16 protein-coding genes are annotated in these 16597 nt (G+C 52.7%); 12 read left to right on the top strand and 4 right to left on the bottom strand.

Going from position 1 to position 16597, the window contains the following annotated elements; translation table 11 throughout:
- The first annotated feature begins 32 nt into the window (after nucleotides 1–32).
- The 3 genes from KNP02_RS01045 to KNP02_RS01035 all read left to right on the top strand — a co-directional run bounded on the left by KNP02_RS01045 (nucleotide 33) and on the right by KNP02_RS01035 (nucleotide 3298).
- Complete coding sequence (locus tag KNP02_RS01045; RefSeq protein ID WP_214706403.1) at nucleotides 33–920, top strand: class I SAM-dependent methyltransferase; 888 nt, start codon at nucleotides 33–35, stop codon at nucleotides 918–920.
- A 126-nt stretch (nucleotides 921–1046) separates the two neighbouring features.
- The gene (locus KNP02_RS01040; protein ID WP_214706401.1) at nucleotides 1047–2258 is read left to right on the top strand and encodes an acetate kinase; all 1212 of its coding nucleotides are present in this window, start codon (nucleotides 1047–1049) and stop codon (nucleotides 2256–2258) included.
- Nucleotides 2259–2689: 431 nt separating this feature from the next.
- Nucleotides 2690–3298, top strand: coding sequence for a 3D domain-containing protein (locus KNP02_RS01035; protein ID WP_214706393.1), 609 nt, complete (start codon nucleotides 2690–2692; stop codon nucleotides 3296–3298).
- A 159-nt stretch (nucleotides 3299–3457) separates the two neighbouring features.
- Here KNP02_RS01035 and KNP02_RS01030 read toward each other — a convergent pair whose 3' ends face one another.
- Nucleotides 3458–3895, bottom strand: a complete 438-nt coding sequence (locus KNP02_RS01030; RefSeq protein WP_021065608.1) for a universal stress protein — start codon at nucleotides 3893–3895, stop codon at nucleotides 3458–3460.
- 183 nt (nucleotides 3896–4078) lie between these two features.
- Here KNP02_RS01030 and KNP02_RS01025 point away from each other — a divergent pair, with 183 nt between their 5' ends.
- On the top strand, nucleotides 4079–4804 hold the full coding sequence (locus tag KNP02_RS01025) for an SDR family oxidoreductase (RefSeq protein ID WP_214706391.1): 726 nt from the start codon (nucleotides 4079–4081) through the stop codon (nucleotides 4802–4804).
- 12 nt (nucleotides 4805–4816) lie between these two features.
- On the top strand, nucleotides 4817–5539 hold the full coding sequence (locus tag KNP02_RS01020; protein WP_214706383.1) for a metallophosphoesterase family protein: 723 nt from the start codon (nucleotides 4817–4819) through the stop codon (nucleotides 5537–5539).
- A gap of 44 nt (nucleotides 5540–5583) precedes the next feature.
- Here the strand turns inward: KNP02_RS01020 and KNP02_RS01015 are convergent, their stop codons facing one another.
- Complete coding sequence (locus KNP02_RS01015; RefSeq protein ID WP_214706381.1) at nucleotides 5584–6681, bottom strand: M24 family metallopeptidase; 1098 nt, start codon at nucleotides 6679–6681, stop codon at nucleotides 5584–5586.
- Nucleotides 6682–6842: 161 nt separating this feature from the next.
- Here KNP02_RS01015 and KNP02_RS01010 point away from each other — a divergent pair, with 161 nt between their 5' ends.
- Complete coding sequence (locus KNP02_RS01010) at nucleotides 6843–8153, top strand: DRTGG domain-containing protein (RefSeq protein ID WP_034778238.1); 1311 nt, start codon at nucleotides 6843–6845, stop codon at nucleotides 8151–8153.
- A gap of 45 nt (nucleotides 8154–8198) precedes the next feature.
- Here the strand turns inward: KNP02_RS01010 and KNP02_RS01005 are convergent, their stop codons facing one another.
- On the bottom strand, nucleotides 8199–8513 hold the full coding sequence (locus KNP02_RS01005; protein ID WP_233004412.1) for a YtpI family protein: 315 nt from the start codon (nucleotides 8511–8513) through the stop codon (nucleotides 8199–8201).
- Nucleotides 8514–8590: 77 nt separating this feature from the next.
- On the opposite strand from KNP02_RS01005, the gene KNP02_RS01000 reads away from it, so the two are divergent.
- Nucleotides 8591–9556, top strand: coding sequence for a DHH family phosphoesterase (locus tag KNP02_RS01000; RefSeq protein ID WP_214706652.1), 966 nt, complete (start codon nucleotides 8591–8593; stop codon nucleotides 9554–9556).
- Between the two features lie 18 nt (nucleotides 9557–9574).
- On the opposite strand, the gene KNP02_RS00995 is transcribed toward KNP02_RS01000, so the two are convergent.
- Nucleotides 9575–9766 (bottom strand): YtzJ family protein, encoded by a 192-nt coding sequence (locus KNP02_RS00995; RefSeq protein WP_214706379.1) that lies wholly within the window; start codon nucleotides 9764–9766, stop codon nucleotides 9575–9577.
- Nucleotides 9767–9869: 103 nt separating this feature from the next.
- Between KNP02_RS00995 and dnaE the strand changes: the two genes are divergently transcribed.
- The 5 genes from dnaE (at nucleotide 9870) to pfkA (ending at nucleotide 16597) form a co-directional block, all read left to right on the top strand.
- Nucleotides 9870–13040 carry a DNA polymerase III subunit alpha gene (dnaE, locus tag KNP02_RS00990; protein WP_214706372.1) on the top strand — a complete coding sequence of 1057 codons (3171 nt, stop codon included), beginning with the start codon at nucleotides 9870–9872 and terminating at the stop codon, nucleotides 13038–13040.
- A 75-nt stretch (nucleotides 13041–13115) separates the two neighbouring features.
- Complete coding sequence (locus tag KNP02_RS00985) at nucleotides 13116–13670, top strand: FadR/GntR family transcriptional regulator (protein ID WP_214706370.1); 555 nt, start codon at nucleotides 13116–13118, stop codon at nucleotides 13668–13670.
- A gap of 15 nt (nucleotides 13671–13685) precedes the next feature.
- Nucleotides 13686–14540, top strand: coding sequence for an acetyl-CoA carboxylase, carboxyltransferase subunit beta (accD, locus tag KNP02_RS00980; RefSeq protein WP_034779984.1), 855 nt, complete (start codon nucleotides 13686–13688; stop codon nucleotides 14538–14540).
- Complete coding sequence (locus tag KNP02_RS00975; protein WP_034778229.1) at nucleotides 14533–15468, top strand: acetyl-CoA carboxylase carboxyltransferase subunit alpha; 936 nt, start codon at nucleotides 14533–14535, stop codon at nucleotides 15466–15468. Before accD ends, KNP02_RS00975 begins: the two co-directional genes overlap by 8 nt.
- 160 nt (nucleotides 15469–15628) lie before the next feature.
- Nucleotides 15629–16597, top strand: coding sequence for a 6-phosphofructokinase (gene pfkA, locus KNP02_RS00970; protein WP_214706362.1), 969 nt, complete (start codon nucleotides 15629–15631; stop codon nucleotides 16595–16597).

The raw sequence follows: 16597 nt of genomic DNA, 5'->3' as shown, positions 1-16597 counted from the left end.
GGGCCGGTTTTGTATGGAAAGGATGATCGAAGATGGAACGATTTGAACAATTGTATCGGGATTGGAAGAAAGAGGCGAAGAAGCTGACGACCGACCTTGATTTGTTACCGCTCGAGGCGTTGATTGAAGTATTTGAACGGGTCGATGTCGAACAAGAGAAGACGGATGATGTCCGCAAAGCCGTCAGTCTGCTCGTGCTCGAGGAGACGACGACACTCCCGCCGAACCACCAACCGACACCGGACGCTGTCAGCCTGTTCATCGGGTACTTGGCAACGAAGCTCGTCAAAGACGGGGCGAGCGTGCTCGAACTTGGAAGCGGGACGGGGACACTCGTGCATACCGTGTTGACACAATTGAAAGACGCCACCGCACAAGCCGTCGAAGTCGATGAGACGATGCTACGTCTGTCTTACGCGATCAGTAACTTACTCGGGAAACCGGTGTCGTATTTCCACCAGGACGCGCTCGCACCGTTGTTCGTCGAGCCGAGCGATTTAGCGCTCGTCGATTTGCCGATCGGCTACTATCCGAACGATGAGGTGGCGTCAGGCTACGCCTTAAAACGTGAGGAAGGCCATTCCTATTCCCACTTCTTGTTGATCGAACAAGCGATGCGCCACCTGAAACCGGGCGCGCATGGCATCTTCGTCATCCCGAACAATTTGTTTGAACAGGATGACGAAGGGAAATTAAAACAGTGGATGGACCGTGAGGCCGTCGTCAAAGGAGTTCTGCAACTCCCGACGACGATGTTCAAAGATGAGCGATATGCGAAGAGCCTATTGATGTTACAAAAGCTCGGGGAAGGCGTCAAACGCCCGAAACAAGCGCTCCTCGTCGAATTGCCGTCGTTCACGGACGTACGTGCGGTTGCCAATATTGTGAAACAGATTGACGATTGGTTTAAAACAACATAATTTTTATTGGGCAAAAGACTTGAAAAACATATGCCATATCAAGTATCTTCATTATGATACAGTTATCGGTTTTTAAGAGAACAGATAAAGACTCGTGTTTAAATCGAAAGGTAAGAGGTGTATGACATGACAAAAATTATGGCAGTCAACGCAGGTAGTTCGTCATTAAAGTTCCAGCTTCTCGAGATGCCATCTGAGAAGATGCTCGCCGTCGGGCTCGTCGAGCGTGTCGGAAAAGAAGATGCGATCTTCACGATTAAATATGGCGAAGGACAAAAGTTCCATATCGTCACACCGCTTCATTCACATAAAGAAGCGGTCGAGCTCTCGCTCGAAAAATTGATCGACCTTGATATCATTCAGTCGTTCGACGAAATCGCAGGCGTCGGTCACCGTGTCCTTCACGGGAAAGAGTTGTACGCGGATTCGGTCGTCATCGACGATGAAGTCATGAAGAACATCGAATCGTTCGTCGAACTCGGACCGCTCCACATCCCGCCAAACTTAACGGGGATTCGTGCGTTCCAAACGATTTTACCGAACGTACCGCAAGTCGCGGTCTTCGACACGGCGTTCCACCAGTCGATGCCGGAAGAGAACTTCTTGTACAGCCTTCCGTACGAGTACTACACGGAGCACGGCGTCCGGAAGTACGGTTTCCACGGAACGAGCCACAAGTACGTCACGCAACGTGCGGCAGAGCTTCTCGGTCGTCCGCTTGAAGACCTTCGTTTAATCTCGTGCCACCTCGGTAGCGGTGCATCAATCGCAGCGGTTGCCGGCGGTCGTTCGATCGACACGACGATGGGCTTCACGCCACTCGAAGGAATCACGATGGGCACACGTTCAGGATCACTTGACCCGGCTCTCATCCCGTTCTTGATGCAAAAGACAGGCAAGTCGGCTGAAGATGTATTGAACGTCATGAACAAAGAGTCAGGCGTCTACGGTCTCTCGGGTATCTCGAGTGACTTGCGTGACATCGAGCAAGCTGCTGCTGAAGGCAACCACCGTGCCGAAGTCTCGCTCAAAATCTTCTCGAACCGCATCCACGGTTATATCGGTCAATATGCGGCAGAGATGAACGGTGTCGATGCGATCATCTTCACAGCTGGTGTCGGAGAAAACTCTGACGTCATCCGTGAGCGCATCCTTCGTGGCCTTGAGTTCATGGGCGTCTACTGGGATCCATCACTCAACAACGGAGCACGCGGTAAAGAGTTGTTCATCAACTACCCGCACTCACCAGTCAAAGTCATCATCATCCCAACGAACGAAGAGTTGGTCATCGCACGCGATACCGTACGCATCGCCAACCTCTTTGAGTCACACGTTTAAGTTATTACAAAGTCCGTCCCGCAACCTTGCGAGACGGACTTTTTTAGTGCTTTTGACGCATGAAAAGGGAAGGGATTGTGACAATGGACCGAATGAATCCATCTCGTTTGTAACATTCGACGTAAGAAAAGCAGGTTTTCGTAATAGTCCAGATATATTAATTCCTTTAAATGGAAATTAATGTGACAAAAACTAAAGATTATTATTAAAACCGTCATCTTTCTTTAAAGGATGGCGGTTTTGTAATCTAACCGTAACTTTGATGACACTCAAATGAATTTTAGTTGTAAACGCACGTCGTCATGTTTCGTCATATAGTTATCTGGACGAAACATTCAGCAATAAACGCGAAATGTGACAGTGAATACGGCACCACAGATTCGACACCATGAACTTACAACTCACAAACCGACTAGGAGAGGACAAACCACATGCTCAAAAAAATTGGAACGGTCTTACTACTGACGGTCATGACACTCGCTATGCTCTTACCACAACAACAAGTTGAGGCATCTTCAAAAGTTTACGTTCAAAGCCAAGTCAACGGATTGAACGTCCGCTCGGCAGGTTCACTCAACGGAAAAGTCATCGGCAAGATCAACAAAGGACAACAATTACAGCGTACCGGCTCAAAAGGGGCTTGGATTCGCGTCAACTACAAAGGAAAAGCAGGTTGGATCGCTGCTAAGTACTTGAAGTCAGTTAAAAAAGCTTCAAAGTCGGTAACAAAAACAAGTTTGAAGGCGAAAACTTATAAAATGAATGCCTCGGCCTACACACCGTATTGCAAAGGATGTTCAGGTGTGACGGCATTAGGCTGGAACGTCCGGGCCCAAAAACGTAACGTCGTCGCTGTCGACCCGCGCGTCATCCCGCTCGGTAAGAAAGTACAAGTGTACGTCGGCGGGAAGTTGACGGGCACATACACAGCGGCTGATACAGGCGGCGCCATCAAAGGCAACAAAATCGACATCTTGATGTACTCACAAAGTGCGGCCCTCAAATTTGGCCGCAAAACGGTTACTGTCAAAGTGTTATAATAGGTGAACGAGAAAGGGCCATCGCATCTGCGGTGGCCCTTCGTTCGCGTATGAAAACGATGGTGGCTTAAACGGTTCGCTCCACAATCAAATCAAGGTCGTAAGTGAATTAACCACAGACAAGGGCCACCGCGATTGCGATGGCCCTTGGTTAATACGTTATTGGCGGACGATGAGCACGTCACACTTCGAATAGCGGACGATGCTTTCAGAGACGCTACCGATGAAGAAGCGTTCGACGGCGTTCAAGCCGGTCGCTCCACAGATGATGAGGTCAATGTCGTGATTCGGTGCGATTTTTTTAGCGATCGTCACTTTTGGAGAGCCGTACTCGATGACCGTCTCGACTTCTTTGACCCCACGTTCTTTCGCGCGATTGACGTAGTCCTCGAGCAATTCCTTCGCATACGTTTCAGCACGCTCGGTAATCGTCCGGTCATATGCTTCGACCGTGGCGAACGTCCGTGTATCGATGACGTGACCGATATACAGCTTGCCATCGTTTCGAAGGGCGACGTCGATTGCTGTTTCAAATGCGCGTTCCGCCTCTTTCGAGCCGTCGACGGCAGATAGAATATGTTTGTAGACAATTGCCATGTAAATCCCAACCTTTCGCTTGAAATGTACGTGCGGCTTACATGTATAGTATACCACTTCTGCCTAAATTCACGCCCGGTTCTTTCAGAAATGTGTGAAATATTCACAACTTTCTCACCGAACAGGTTGAAGTTTGGAAATGAGCAGACGGAACGGGTAAGATGATACAGAGGAGGGATGACGATGAAACACGTAGTCATCACGGCCGGTGCGAAAGGGATCGGCCGCATTGTGACGGAACGACTGTTAGAAGAAGGTTGGCACGTCAGCGTATTGCAACGGAAGCCGATCAATTGGAACCACGAGCGGTTACATATGATTGAGACGCCGTTGACGGACCGCCAGGCCGTCTTGAGTGCCTATGAAGAGGCAGTGGCCAAGTTCGGAGAACCGGACGCGCTCATCTTGAATGCCGGGCCGTATATCTTTGAACGGAAATGTCTCGTCGACTTGTCTGACGAGGAATGGGACGAGGTGATCACGGGTAACTTGTCAGCCTCGTTTTGGTTGATGCGCCGAGCCATCCCGAGCATGCGGTCGAAACAGTTCGGCCGCATCATCACGTACGGCTTCCCGGAAAGTGCGACGGCACCAGGCTGGATTCACCGGTCGGCGTTTGCCGCAGCGAAAACGGGACTTGTCAGTTTGACGAAATCGGTCGCGCTTGAAGAGGCGGCCTACGGCATCACGGCCAATATGATCAATCCAGGCAATATTGTCGGGGCACAAAAAGAGATGCGAATCGAAGCGGCCGAACCGGATGACCAGACACCGGTCGGCCGTCACGGGACAGGTGAAGATATCGCGCGAATGATTCTGTTCTTGCTCGCTCGCGATTCTGACATGATCACGGGTGCTGTCATTGATGTGACCGGCGGTGTCAACGTCGTCCATCAATACCGGAAATAAGGAGGGGTCTGCATGAAGTTGGCCATATTGACTGATATCCATGGCAACGTCCAAGCGCTCGATGCGGTGCTTGCCGAACTGGACCGGCAACGGATCGATCAAATCTGGAGTTTAGGGGACATGATTGCGATGGGACCCGATTCGAACGAAGTGATAGCGCGACTGCTCGACCGCGGCGTGCACATGATTACGGGCAACCATGACGAGGCCGTGTTGTCGCTCATGGCTGGGACGGGGCATCCCGAAAGCTACGCACACACGCGCCCGCATCATGAGTGGGTGGCGCGTACGTTGAAACCTGCCTATGCGGAGGCGCTCTTCAAGCTGCCGCGCACGATTGTACGTGTTGTCGAAGGGACTCGCGTAAACGGCATCCATTACCATATCCCGACCGAGAAACGGGAGACGCCGATCACCGAGGAACCGTTCCACGACATCGTCGAGGCGACACTTTCGAACATGCAGTCGCTTTACGCGGCGTATGAGGCGGATGTCATCTGCTTCGGGCATCATCATCCGGAGCACATGTTTCGGGATGACGCGAAACATTATTTCAATCCGGGAGCGCTCGGTGTCGCCCGTGACGACTTGGCCCGTTACGGCATCCTCGAGTGGGGTGAGGCCGGCTTCTCGATTCACCCACAAGCCGTGCCGTATGACAAACGCTCGTTCCTTGAGACGATGGAACGCCGTGACGTGCCACAACGAGACGTCATGTTCCGACTCTTTTATTGACCGTGAAAAAGACCAGCCGCGCGCGGCTGGTCTTTGTTTGTGACTCAATCGATTTCTTGGAGCGTTTTCGGATAACTCGTCAACAGAATCGGGCCACTCTCGGTCATGACGATGTCGTCCTCTATGCGGACGCCGCCGACGCGAGGGAGATAAATCCCCGGTTCGACGGTGAACGTCATCCCGACTTGGGCCGTCATGTCGTTATTGGCGGCCATTGACGGGAATTCGTGTACTTCGATGCCGATACCGTGTCCGACACGATGCGTGAAGTATTCCCCGTAGCCAGCCGTCGTGATGACTTGACGGGCCGCGAGATCGATTGAGCCGAGCGTCGTCCCGACGTTCGCCATCTCGATCGCAGCTTCTTCGGCCTTGAGGACGGTCTCGTAAATTTCTCGTTGTTTCGTGCTCGCCTCTCCATAGACGACGGTGCGAGTGATGTCAGAGGCGTATCCTTGCCAAATGACACCGAGGTCGAACAAAGCGAAATCGCCTTTCTTCAAGCGGTTGTTGCCGGGTACACCGTGCGGGTCGGCGCTATTCTCACCGAACAACACAAGTGTGTCGAACGACATCTCCCGGACGCCTTGCTTCTTCATCGCATACTCGATTTCCGCGATGACCTCGAGCTCGGTCACGCCTTCACGCAATGCGCGAATCCCTGCCTCGATCGCCATATCGGCGAGTTCGGCAGCGCGTTTCATCAAGTGGACCTCATCCGGTGACTTAATCATGCGAAGCGCCTGAAGCTCTTCGGTCAAGTCGATAATTGAGAGACCGGCAAAGCCGGCGCGGAGTTGCTCGGCGCGATTGTACGTCAAATGCTCGCCTTCTACTCCGATTCGCTCGGGGATGATCTGTTGGTCGAGGAACAGTTTGACGACTTTGTCCCATGGGTTTTCGTGATCCATGTACGTGACGATGTCGCCGTTCCACTCGCTCGCTTCGACGATTCCTTTTTCAAGTGCTGGACAGACGATCGCGGTCGTGCCGTTCTTCAAGACAAGTATGGCGATGAGCCGCTCATGAGCCTCGGCGTATACTCCTGAAAAGTAGAAGACCGATGCTTTCGACGTGACAAAAGCAGCGTCTAACCCTTTAGTGGCCAAAGATTGTGCAATATGGTTGGTTCGTTGATTCAACTCGTTTCCCTTCCTTCTCGTTCATTGGCGTTCTTTCTCATTATAACGTTTTCCAAAACGGAAAGGAAATGTCACCATTTCAGTAGTACAGTTTGAAGAAGAACGACTGATACAGTATACTGAGGATGACAGAAAATGTATTGAGGAAAGGGACTCGTGACATGACAACAAAACATGAACAGATCATAGCACATATCGAGTCGCTCGATGTCGGATCCAAAATTTCGGTCCGCCAAATCGCAAAAGAGTTGGCGGTATCAGAAGGAACGGCGTATCGGGCCATCAAAGAAGCAGAGAACTTAGGATTTGTGTCGACGATCGAACGGGTCGGGACGATCCGGATCAAGCGTAAGCACAAAGAGAATATCGAAAAACTGACGTTCGCTGAAGTCGTCAATATCGTGGACGGACAAGTGCTCGGCGGCCGTGACGGGCTGCATAAGACGCTCTCGAAGTTCGTCATCGGGGCGATGAAGCTCGAAGCGATGATGCGTTACATCGATGTCGACTCGCTCGTCATCATCGGAAACCGGGAAAAGGCGCATGAGCTCGTGCTCCAGTCTGGCGGTGCCGTCTTAATCACAGGTGGATTCGATACGACCGACGAAGTGAAGCGGATGGCGGATAAATACCACATGCCGGTCATCTCGACTTCCTATGATAGTTTCACCGTCGCGACGATGATCAACCGTGCCATCTATGACCGTTTAATCAAAAAAGAGATTCTACTCGTATCGGATATCGTCATTCCGCTCCACGACACGTTCTATTTAAAAGTGGACGATACGGTCAAACGTTGGCACGAGCTGAATGAACGGACGAAACATAATCGCTATCCCGTCATCGACGAACAGATGAAAGTCGTCGGGGTCATCACGGCGAAAGACTTGATTGACCGCCCACATGACACCGAAATCGAGAAAGTGATGACGAAGAGCCCGATCACGGTCGGCGTTCAGACGAGCGTCACCAATGCCGCCCACCAAATGGTATGGGAAGGTATCGAGATGTTGCCGGTTGTCGACAACTACGGCCGTCTGCTCGGAATCATCAGCCGCCAAGACGTCTTGAAGGCGCTCCAACTCGCCAACCGCCAACCGCAAGTCGGCGAGACGTTCGACAATATGATCACGAACCAATTGAAAGAAGATCCGAACTCGAACGGGACCGCGTTCACCGTCGAGGTCGCGCCGCAAATGACGAGCCACATGGGGACGGCGTCGTCAGGTGTCTTGACGACGTTACTTGTCGAAGGGGCGACCCGGAGTCTGCGTCATATGAAAAAAGGCGACCTCGTCGTCGAGAATATCACGGTCTATTTCATGAAACCGATTCAAATCGAGAGCCAAATCCGAGTCTCGGCCAACGTGTTCGACCTTGGCCGGAAGTTCGGGAAAGTCGACGTCGAGATGACGCAAGGCACGCAACTCGTTGCCAAAGCGCTCGTTACGGCGCAATTGATCGACCGTTAACTAAAAAACGAGCTGATGATGTCATCAGCTCGTTTCTGTCTGCCCTTATGCTTGTTTGATCGGCTCTTCGTTCGCGAGCGGATAGATTTTACGGTACCGGATGAACCCGACGACGGCATTGCCTAGCCCTAGGACGAGCATGGCGATGCTGACGATCCAACCGATCGTCGAGCCGAGCCCGAGGCCGCCGATCATTTGGTTGACGGCGAAAAGTGCGAGGAACAGGCTCAACCAGATGAGCGCTTGCGTGTTAAAGAGCGCTTTCCGGTATGGTGTCTTCGTCAAATAGGCGCGTCGTTTAGAAACGAAATAGGCACCTAACGAAAACAAAATGAGTCCGATCATAATTAATTGACCCAAGTGAAGAAACCCCTTTCAGACGTGTAATCTGTTATCATCATACCATAGAATAGTGTTCAAGAAAGCGAGGAATGGCGATGGCACACTGGCCAGAGGCAGCAACGATATTGAAATTGATTGAAGCGGCGGATACGATCATGATCCACCGACACGTCCGTCCTGACCCTGACGCGCTCGGCAGTCAGCTAGGGTTGAAGCGGATGTTAGAGGTCGCTTATCCGGAAAAAAGGATTTACGTCGTCGGCGGCATCGTCCGCGACTTAGAATTTTTAGGCAAGATGGAGCATGTTGAAGCCGACATGTACAAAGATGCGCTCGTCATTGTGCTCGACACGGCTAACCACGAACGAATCGATGGGCCGCACGCCTTAACAGGCAAGACGGTCGTCAAAATCGATCACCACCCTGATGAGGACGCGTATGCGACCCATCAAATCGTCGACACGACGGTCAGTTCGACGTCGGAGATGATTGCTGAACTTGCGGGAATCTGGGGGCTTGCCCTTGACGAGGCGTCCGCATTCTTGTTGTTCGCCGGGATTGTCGGCGACACGGGACGGTTCCAGTTCCGCAATGCGACGCCGCGCACGTTTGAGGTCGCCGCCGAATTGATCAACTACGGCATCGATACGAATCGGTTGTATCGTCAAATGTATAAGACGAACTTGGCGACGTTACAACTCCAAGGCTATGTGCTTCAAAACGTCAACGTGACAGAAGCGGGTGTCGGCTACGTCAAAATCGATGCGGACGTCTTGCGGACGTTCCACGCGACACCGGAAGCGGCATCGTTGCTCGTCAACAGTTTCTCAGGACTCGAAGGATTGAAGTGCTGGGTCATGTTCGTCGAGAACAAAGATGAGATTCGGGTGCGAATCCGTTCGAAAGGGCCGGTTATCAATGAAGTGGCGAAACGCTATCGCGGTGGCGGCCATCCGATGGCAGCCGGTGCCACGATCGATACATGGGAAGAGATGGACGAAGTGATCGCGGCACTCGATGAAGTCGCGGCACCGTTCACGTTCGAAACAGAAGAGAGCTGACCCGTTGGTCAGCTCTCTTCAGCTTTTGTCCTGATTTTGTGGGATGAACCATGTGCCGCGGTCGGTCACGTCCTCGACGACGTCGAGTTGATACTCGGCGATATAGCGGCGGAGTCGGTCGATAATCTCCGGGCTATCGGCAAAGACGGTCTGGCCGTTCTGTAAATTTTCGAGCTTGTCACGTGCGATTTTGCCCCGATTAATAATCATACGGTTTATACCCCCTTTTAGGAGAAGTTTTGTCTATAATTATTGTATCAGACAAGTGCCGGAATGAGTTTGACAATTGTGAAAAAAAGAAAGGGGGGATCTTGTGATCCACTTGAATGTACGATCGGCTTTTAGTTTGATGCAGAGCACGATTCGACTTGAACAATACGTCGCGCTGATGGCTGAGAGAGGGAGTCGGGCCGTCGCGCTCGCTGACGATGCATTATACGGCTTGCCGCAGTTCGTCCGATTGTGCGAACGCTATGCGGTCAAACCTGTCATCGGGTTGCGGACCACGTTGCGGATGGACGGGTTTGACGTGTCTGTCCTCGTCTACGCGTTGACCGAGGAGCAGTTGCCGGAACTGTATCGCCTTGTGCAGGCCGATGGAGTGACCGAGACGACCGAACTGGCGGTAGTCGTCTTACCGGAGAATTGGAAGACGAACGACCCAGTTCACCGCAGGCGCTTGTATAACCATCTGCTCGGTTACGTGAACGAGGAGAAACTATGGCTCGGATTGCCGGCGCCCCAAACGACGGAGCAGACGTTGATGCTCAGACAGCTCCGCGAGATGCGGGAGGAGCTCGGCACGAAGCTCGTGCCGGCCCCCGAGACGTGTTACATGCGCCCAGAAGATTTCGAGGCGTATCGTGCCATCGTCGCCATCGGCGAAGGAGAGCTCATCTCGCAAGAAGACGTTCACCAGAAAGGGAAATACGTCCGCCTACCGAGTGAGATGAACGATTGGTTTGAACCGATCGAACTCGAGGCACTCGACCGATTTGAATCTCTCGTGTCCGTCACTCGGTTGCCGCAAGCGACAACATCCATCCCAGAATTCGAAGGTGCCATCGACCGGTTGAAGCGACTCGTTGCCGACCGCTTAAAGGCGCTCGACCTATTCCAAGAAGATTACATCGAACGGGCCCGCTATGAACTCGATATCATCGCGCGGACGGGTTTCGCCTCTTACTTCCTCATCGTCGAAGATATCGTTCGCTATGCGAAGGAACAAGGAATCGAGGTCGGTCCGGGTCGTGGTTCCGCGGCCGGGTCGCTCGTCAGTTTCGCGCTTCACATCACCGAGGTCGACCCAGTCCGGTTCGGTCTCTTGTTCGAACGATTTTTGAATCCGGAACGAATCACGATGCCGGATATCGACTTGGACTTCGAGGATGAACGACGCGATGAGGTCGTTCGCTACGTGTTGGAGAAGTATGGTGAAAACCATGCGGCCCAAATCGGTACGCTCGCCACGTTCGGTGCAAAGGCGGCGTTACGGGATGTCGCGCGGGCGCTCGGTCTGACGCTTGAAGAAGGACAAGCGGCCAGCAAACAAGTAAAAGATGACGGGCTGGCCGGGATTTTGGCCAACCCTTCGAAAGTGAAATGGTTCGCCGGCAGTCAAAAGCGCTCGCAGCTCTTGAAAATCGCCTCCGAGTTGGAAGGGTTACCGCGCCAAGCTTCGGTCCATGCGGCCGGCCTTGTGCTCAGTCGGGAGGCGCTTGATGCGATCACACCGTTGCAGCCGACGACAGGGGAGCAAGTGACCCAATATAATATGAAGGATCTCGAAGCGCTCGGTCTGTTGAAAATCGATGTGCTCGGCCTGCGCAACTTGACGAGGCTCCGGCAGATGGAGGCGCTGATTCGGGAGACGGATGAGCTGTTTTCGCTGAAGACGATCCCATTGAATGACGCCAAGACGTTCCGCGTGCTCGCCCGGGGTGACACGGACGGGATCTTCCAATTTGAGTCGGAAGGGATGAAACAAGCACTTCGGCAAGTGAAGCCGACCGAGTTCGAGGATATCGTTGTCACGATGTCGCTCTATCGTCCGGGGCCGATGCAGTTCATCGATACGTATGCGAAGCGCAAGCATGGGATGCCTTATCAAGCGGTCCATCCGGTCGTCGGCGACATCATGCGGACGACGAACGGCGTGCTCGTCTATCAGGAACAAGTCATGCGCTTGTTGCGGGAGCTTGCGGGGTATTCATACGCCGAGGCGGATTTGATACGCCGCGCCATCGCCAAAAAAGACGTGGCAGCGATTGACGTCGAGAAAGCCCGCTTCTTAGAACGTTCGTCGGAGCGGTTCGACAGTGACTCGATGCGGCAAGTGTTCTCGTGGATCGAGAAGTTCGCTGGTTACGGCTTCAACCGTTCCCACGCCGTCGCCTACAGTTTGATCAGTTACCGTCTAGCTTATGTGAAGGCGCACTTTGAACGAATCTTCTACCTCGTGACGTACGACAAGACGAATCAGCTCGTCCGCATGTTGCGGAAAGGAAAAATCCCTGTCTATCCGCCCGACGTTCTGCACGGACAAGCCGCCGCCTTTTTAGAAGGGCCCGGCGTGCGTCTCGGACTGAAGGCGGTCCAAGGGTTGACGAAACGCGATGTCGAGCGGTTGATTGAGCATCATGCCGAGTTCACGGATGTGAAGCGTCTGCTTGAACTCATGGACTGGGGAACGAAAGACCATATGAAACTGCGACGCCTGCTCGGTGCTGGGGCGTTGGATCGGATGTACCATGGTGAGCGTCGACGTGCCTTTGAAGCGGTCGAACGGCTTCGCGAGGAGACGGAGACGCATCTGCTCCCGGACGAATTGTCCGCGCTCGGATTAAAACGATCCGCGCCGATTGAGCCGAATTGGTCCGAGGAAGAACGAGAGGCGCTCGGGACGTGGATCGTCCATTCGCCATTGACGACGGTCGCGCCGCTCTCGATCGAGACGGTGACGATTGATGAAGTGCTCCATGGCGAACGCGGATTCATCGTCGTCTATGTGGACGCGATTCGTACGTTCAAGACGAAGAAGAACGAAGAGATGGGTGTCGTCATGGTCGATGACGGTGTGTCGCAAGATGAGGTCGTCATCTTCCCGCGGGTGTTCGCGCAATTTTCGCGCTCGCTTTACGTCGGGAACGTCCTCTTGCTCGAGGTTCATCCAAATGAACGGGACGGACGGCGTCAACTCGTCGTCGAGCGGGTCCGGCCGCTCCATGGACAAGCGCTCTTTGTCCGTCTGCGCTTGGAGTCGTTCGCGGACCTCGAAGAGTTGCTCCATACGTCCAAAGGGGATGTGCCGGTTATTTGTCGGTTCTCGGATTCAAAGGAAGTGAAGCAACTTGCCTCGGCGTATGCGATCAATCCGACGGAGTCATTGCTCTTGGCGTTGAAACAACGGTTTGGTGAAACGGATGTCGTGTTGAAGCGGGTCGACTCGAAATTGCCCGGTACGAAAACTAGTACCAAGTCATAAAAAGTGGTATAATCTGATTAATTGGTCTGACCACTTTAGAGAAAATACCATCCAAAAAGGGAGTTGAACGGTCAGATGCATGGAAAACACGCATCCTCATTTCACGAAAATATTTCTAAAATTAGAACGTTGATCGTCCAGGCCTCACTCGAGCCAGGCGACCGTCTCCCGTCAGAACGGGAACTCGCCGAGAACCTATCCATCAGCCGTGCCTCGGTCCGTGAAGCGTTACGAGCACTCAGCTTCCTTGGAATCGTTGAGACGAGACATGGCGGCGGCACGTTTTTATGTGAGCAAGATCGCCATCGGTATATTGAGATTTTGTCTGAATTTATCGTCACGAAACAGACGAAGGCGTCAGACATTGTCGATATGTTGCGACTGCTCGAACGCTTGGCGTTGACGGAAGTCGAACCGACTCCGGAACGCATCGCGTTGCTCGAGGGGAGTGTGGAGACGGACCGTGCCTTCCGGCAGCATCTCATCTTCGGGTTGAAGAATGAACTGTTCATTCGAATTTGGAGTGAAGTAAACCGATTTTATGACGGGACGGACGCGGGCGACTTGTATACTGAAGATGAACGTAGACGATTGTTGGAGATGTGGCGTGAGGCGGGGATGCCGGAATGAACGAGGGGGGAAGCGATGACTGCTTTTTTCAAGAAACCGAAACGATATATGCCTTTGCGTCAACGAGAACCAAAAATTGACGCACCACAAGGCTTGATGACAAAATGTCCATCCTGTAAATATATGCATTACACGAAACAGTTAAACGAAAATCATAAAGTGTGTGATTGCGGCTACCATTTCCCGCTCAGTGCAGATGAGCGGATTCACATGTTGGTCGACGGTCAATCGTTTGAAAAATTTGCGGGACCGCTCGTCAAAGAGAACCCGCTTGATTTTCCAGATTATGAAGATAAATTGAAAAAAGACAGGGAGCGAACTGGGATTGAAGAAGCCATCGTCTGTGGCCGCGCCACGATCGATGGGCTCCCGGTCGTCGTCTGCGTCATGGATGCCCGCTTCCGTATGGGATCGATGGGGGCGTATGTCGGAGAAGCGATCGCCTCGGCCGTCCGGACCGCGACGAAAGAACGATTGCCGGTCGTCCTGTTCACCGCTTCAGGCGGAGCGCGCATGCAAGAAGGCATGGTCAGCTTGATGCAGATGGCCAATACGTCGATTGCGTTGAAACAACATGACGAAGCCGGTCTCCTGTACGTCGCCTACTTGACGCACCCGACGACAGGTGGCGTATCAGCCAGTTTCGCGATGCTCGGGGATGTGAACGTCGCCGAACCTGGGGCGTTGATCGGCTTCGCCGGGCGCCGCATCATCGAACAGACGATTCGTGAGAAATTGCCAGACAACTTCCAAACTGCCGAGTTCTTGTTAGAAGCGGGGCAACTGGACGCCGTCGTTCACCGTGAACAGATGCGTTCGTTCTTGAAGAAGATGATCGAGTTACACGGCGGGGAGGTCCATCATGTTTGATCCAATCAAAGAAGTAAACGAACAGCTCGGGAAGCTGCGCGAGACGGCAGAGACGAAAGGCATCGACTTATCTCGAGAAATCCGTCATCTTGAAGCAAAGCTTCATCGATTAGAAAAAGACATTTATGGGAATATGAAACCGTGGGATCGCGTGCAACTGGCGCGTAACCCGAAACGGCCGACGACGCTCGATTATATCACCCAACTGTTTCCAGATTTCATCGAGTTGCACGGTGACCGTCACGGCTATGATGATGCTGCCATCGTAACGGGATTGGCCACACTCGACGGGACAGCGGTGACAATTATCGGCCATCAACGAGGTCGTAACACGAAAGAGAACATGAAACGTAACTTTGGAATGCCGCATCCAGAAGGCTATCGCAAAGCGCTTCGCTTTATGAAGCAAGCGGAAAAGTTCAATCGTCCTGTCATCACGTTCATCGATACGAAAGGCGCTTACCCTGGGAAAGCCGCCGAAGAGCGTGGACAAAGCGAGGCGATTGCGCGCAACTTGTTCGAGATGGCGACGTTGAAAGTGCCGATTATCTCGATCGTCATCGGAGAAGGCGGGTCGGGCGGAGCGCTCGGGATTGGTGTCTGTGACCGTCTGCTCATGTTAGAGAACAGCACGTATTCGGTCATTTCACCAGAAGGCGCCGCCGCGCTCTTGTGGAAAGACGCGAAGCTCGCAGAACGCGCAGCGGAAACGATGAAGATCACAGCACAAGATTTGCTGAATTTAGGGATTGTCGATGAAGTCGTCACCGAGGTATTCGGCGGCGCCCACATCGATGTGTCATTACAGTCATCACTCTTAAAGCCTGTATTAGCACAACACATGACGGAGTTGCGAGGCCGGACTCAAAATGAGTTGTTGCAAGGGCGGGCCGCCAAATATCATCAAATTGGCACAATTGGCTCGTGAAAACGTTTACAACCGCTTCGGGTTCACGTTCATTCACTCACGAGATGACTGGTTTTGAGCACACCCCATGCTTTTTTTTCACATACTTGTGTTGTAAAACAAAGGTCATACATGGTATTTTATTTTCAGATTTCGTTAAAACACATAAGAGGTGAGTGACGTGAATTTAAAACGTATTGCGGTATTGACAAGTGGGGGAGACGCCCCTGGAATGAACGCTGCAGTCCGTGCCGTGACCCGAAAAGCAATTTTCGAAGGTCTAGAAGTGTACGGTGTGTATAACGGCTATCAAGGTCTAATCGAAGGAGATCTCGTCGAATTGAACCTCGGTTCGGTCGGCGATATCATTCAACGCGGAGGAACATTCTTACGTTCGGCCCGTTGCCCTGAGTTTAGAACGGAAGAGGGTCGTGCGAAAGCGGTCGAGCAGTTGAAGAAATTCGACATCGACGCGCTCGTAGTAATTGGTGGAGACGGTTCATACCGTGGCGCCCAAAAGTTGACAGAACTCGGTTTCCCAACAATTGGTCTGCCGGGAACGATCGACAACGATATCCCGGGTACAGATGCGACAATCGGATTCGACACAGCGCTCAACACGGCGCTTGACGCGATTGACAAAATCCGTGACACGGCGTCGTCGCATGAACGGACGTATGTCATTGAAGTGATGGGCCGTGACGCAGGTGATATCGCACTTTATGCCGGTCTTGCCGGTGGTGCCGAGTCAATCCTCGTCCCAGAACGTCCAGAAGACTTGAGTGCGATCGTGGAACGCATCAACCATGGTGTGGCTCGCGGTAAGAAACACTCGATCGTCGTCGTCGCTGAAGGCGCCGGCAGTGCGGAAGAGATCGGAAAAATGATCGCTGAGAAGACAAACTCAGATACACGCGTGACGATTCTTGGACACATTCAACGTGGCGGTTCCCCGACTGCTGCGGACCGCGTGCTTGCGAGCCGCATGGGTGCTTACGCTGTCGAGATTTTACTCGAAGGCAAGGCAGGACGTGTCGTCGGTATTCGTGCCGGTAAGATGATAGATCTCGATATCGACGAAGCGCTCGACCACAACAAGCACACGCTCGATATGCAGTTGATCGATCTTTCGAACCAACTTTCGATTTAA

It is taken from the genome of Exiguobacterium sp. s40 (assembly GCF_018617905.1).
Classification (GTDB): Bacteria; Bacillota; Bacilli; order Exiguobacteriales; family Exiguobacteriaceae; genus Exiguobacterium; species Exiguobacterium mexicanum_A.
The sequence above is the reverse complement of the archived record's forward strand: the minus strand, read 5'-3'. Positions and strand labels throughout refer to the sequence as shown.

What these genes read in the sequence shown, in the direction of transcription:
- KNP02_RS01045 (WP_214706403.1), top strand. Translation starts at nt 33, where the DNA reads ATGGAACGATTTGAACAATTGTATCGGGATTGGAAGAAAGAGGCGAAG.
- KNP02_RS01040 (WP_214706401.1), top strand. Translation starts at nt 1,047, where the DNA reads ATGACAAAAATTATGGCAGTCAACGCAGGTAGTTCGTCATTAAAGTTC.
- KNP02_RS01035 (WP_214706393.1), top strand. Translation starts at nt 2,690, where the DNA reads ATGCTCAAAAAAATTGGAACGGTCTTACTACTGACGGTCATGACACTC.
- KNP02_RS01030 (WP_021065608.1), bottom strand. Translation starts at nt 3,895, where the DNA reads ATGGCAATTGTCTACAAACATATTCTATCTGCCGTCGACGGCTCGAAA.
- KNP02_RS01025 (WP_214706391.1), top strand. Translation starts at nt 4,079, where the DNA reads ATGAAACACGTAGTCATCACGGCCGGTGCGAAAGGGATCGGCCGCATT.
- KNP02_RS01020 (WP_214706383.1), top strand. Translation starts at nt 4,817, where the DNA reads ATGAAGTTGGCCATATTGACTGATATCCATGGCAACGTCCAAGCGCTC.
- KNP02_RS01010 (WP_034778238.1), top strand. Translation starts at nt 6,843, where the DNA reads ATGACAACAAAACATGAACAGATCATAGCACATATCGAGTCGCTCGAT.
- KNP02_RS01000 (WP_214706652.1), top strand. Translation starts at nt 8,591, where the DNA reads ATGGCACACTGGCCAGAGGCAGCAACGATATTGAAATTGATTGAAGCG.
- KNP02_RS00995 (WP_214706379.1), bottom strand. Translation starts at nt 9,766, where the DNA reads ATGATTATTAATCGGGGCAAAATCGCACGTGACAAGCTCGAAAATTTA.
- KNP02_RS00985 (WP_214706370.1), top strand. Translation starts at nt 13,116, where the DNA reads ATGCATGGAAAACACGCATCCTCATTTCACGAAAATATTTCTAAAATT.
- accD (WP_034779984.1), top strand. Translation starts at nt 13,686, where the DNA reads ATGACTGCTTTTTTCAAGAAACCGAAACGATATATGCCTTTGCGTCAA.
- KNP02_RS00975 (WP_034778229.1), top strand. Translation starts at nt 14,533, where the DNA reads ATGTTTGATCCAATCAAAGAAGTAAACGAACAGCTCGGGAAGCTGCGC.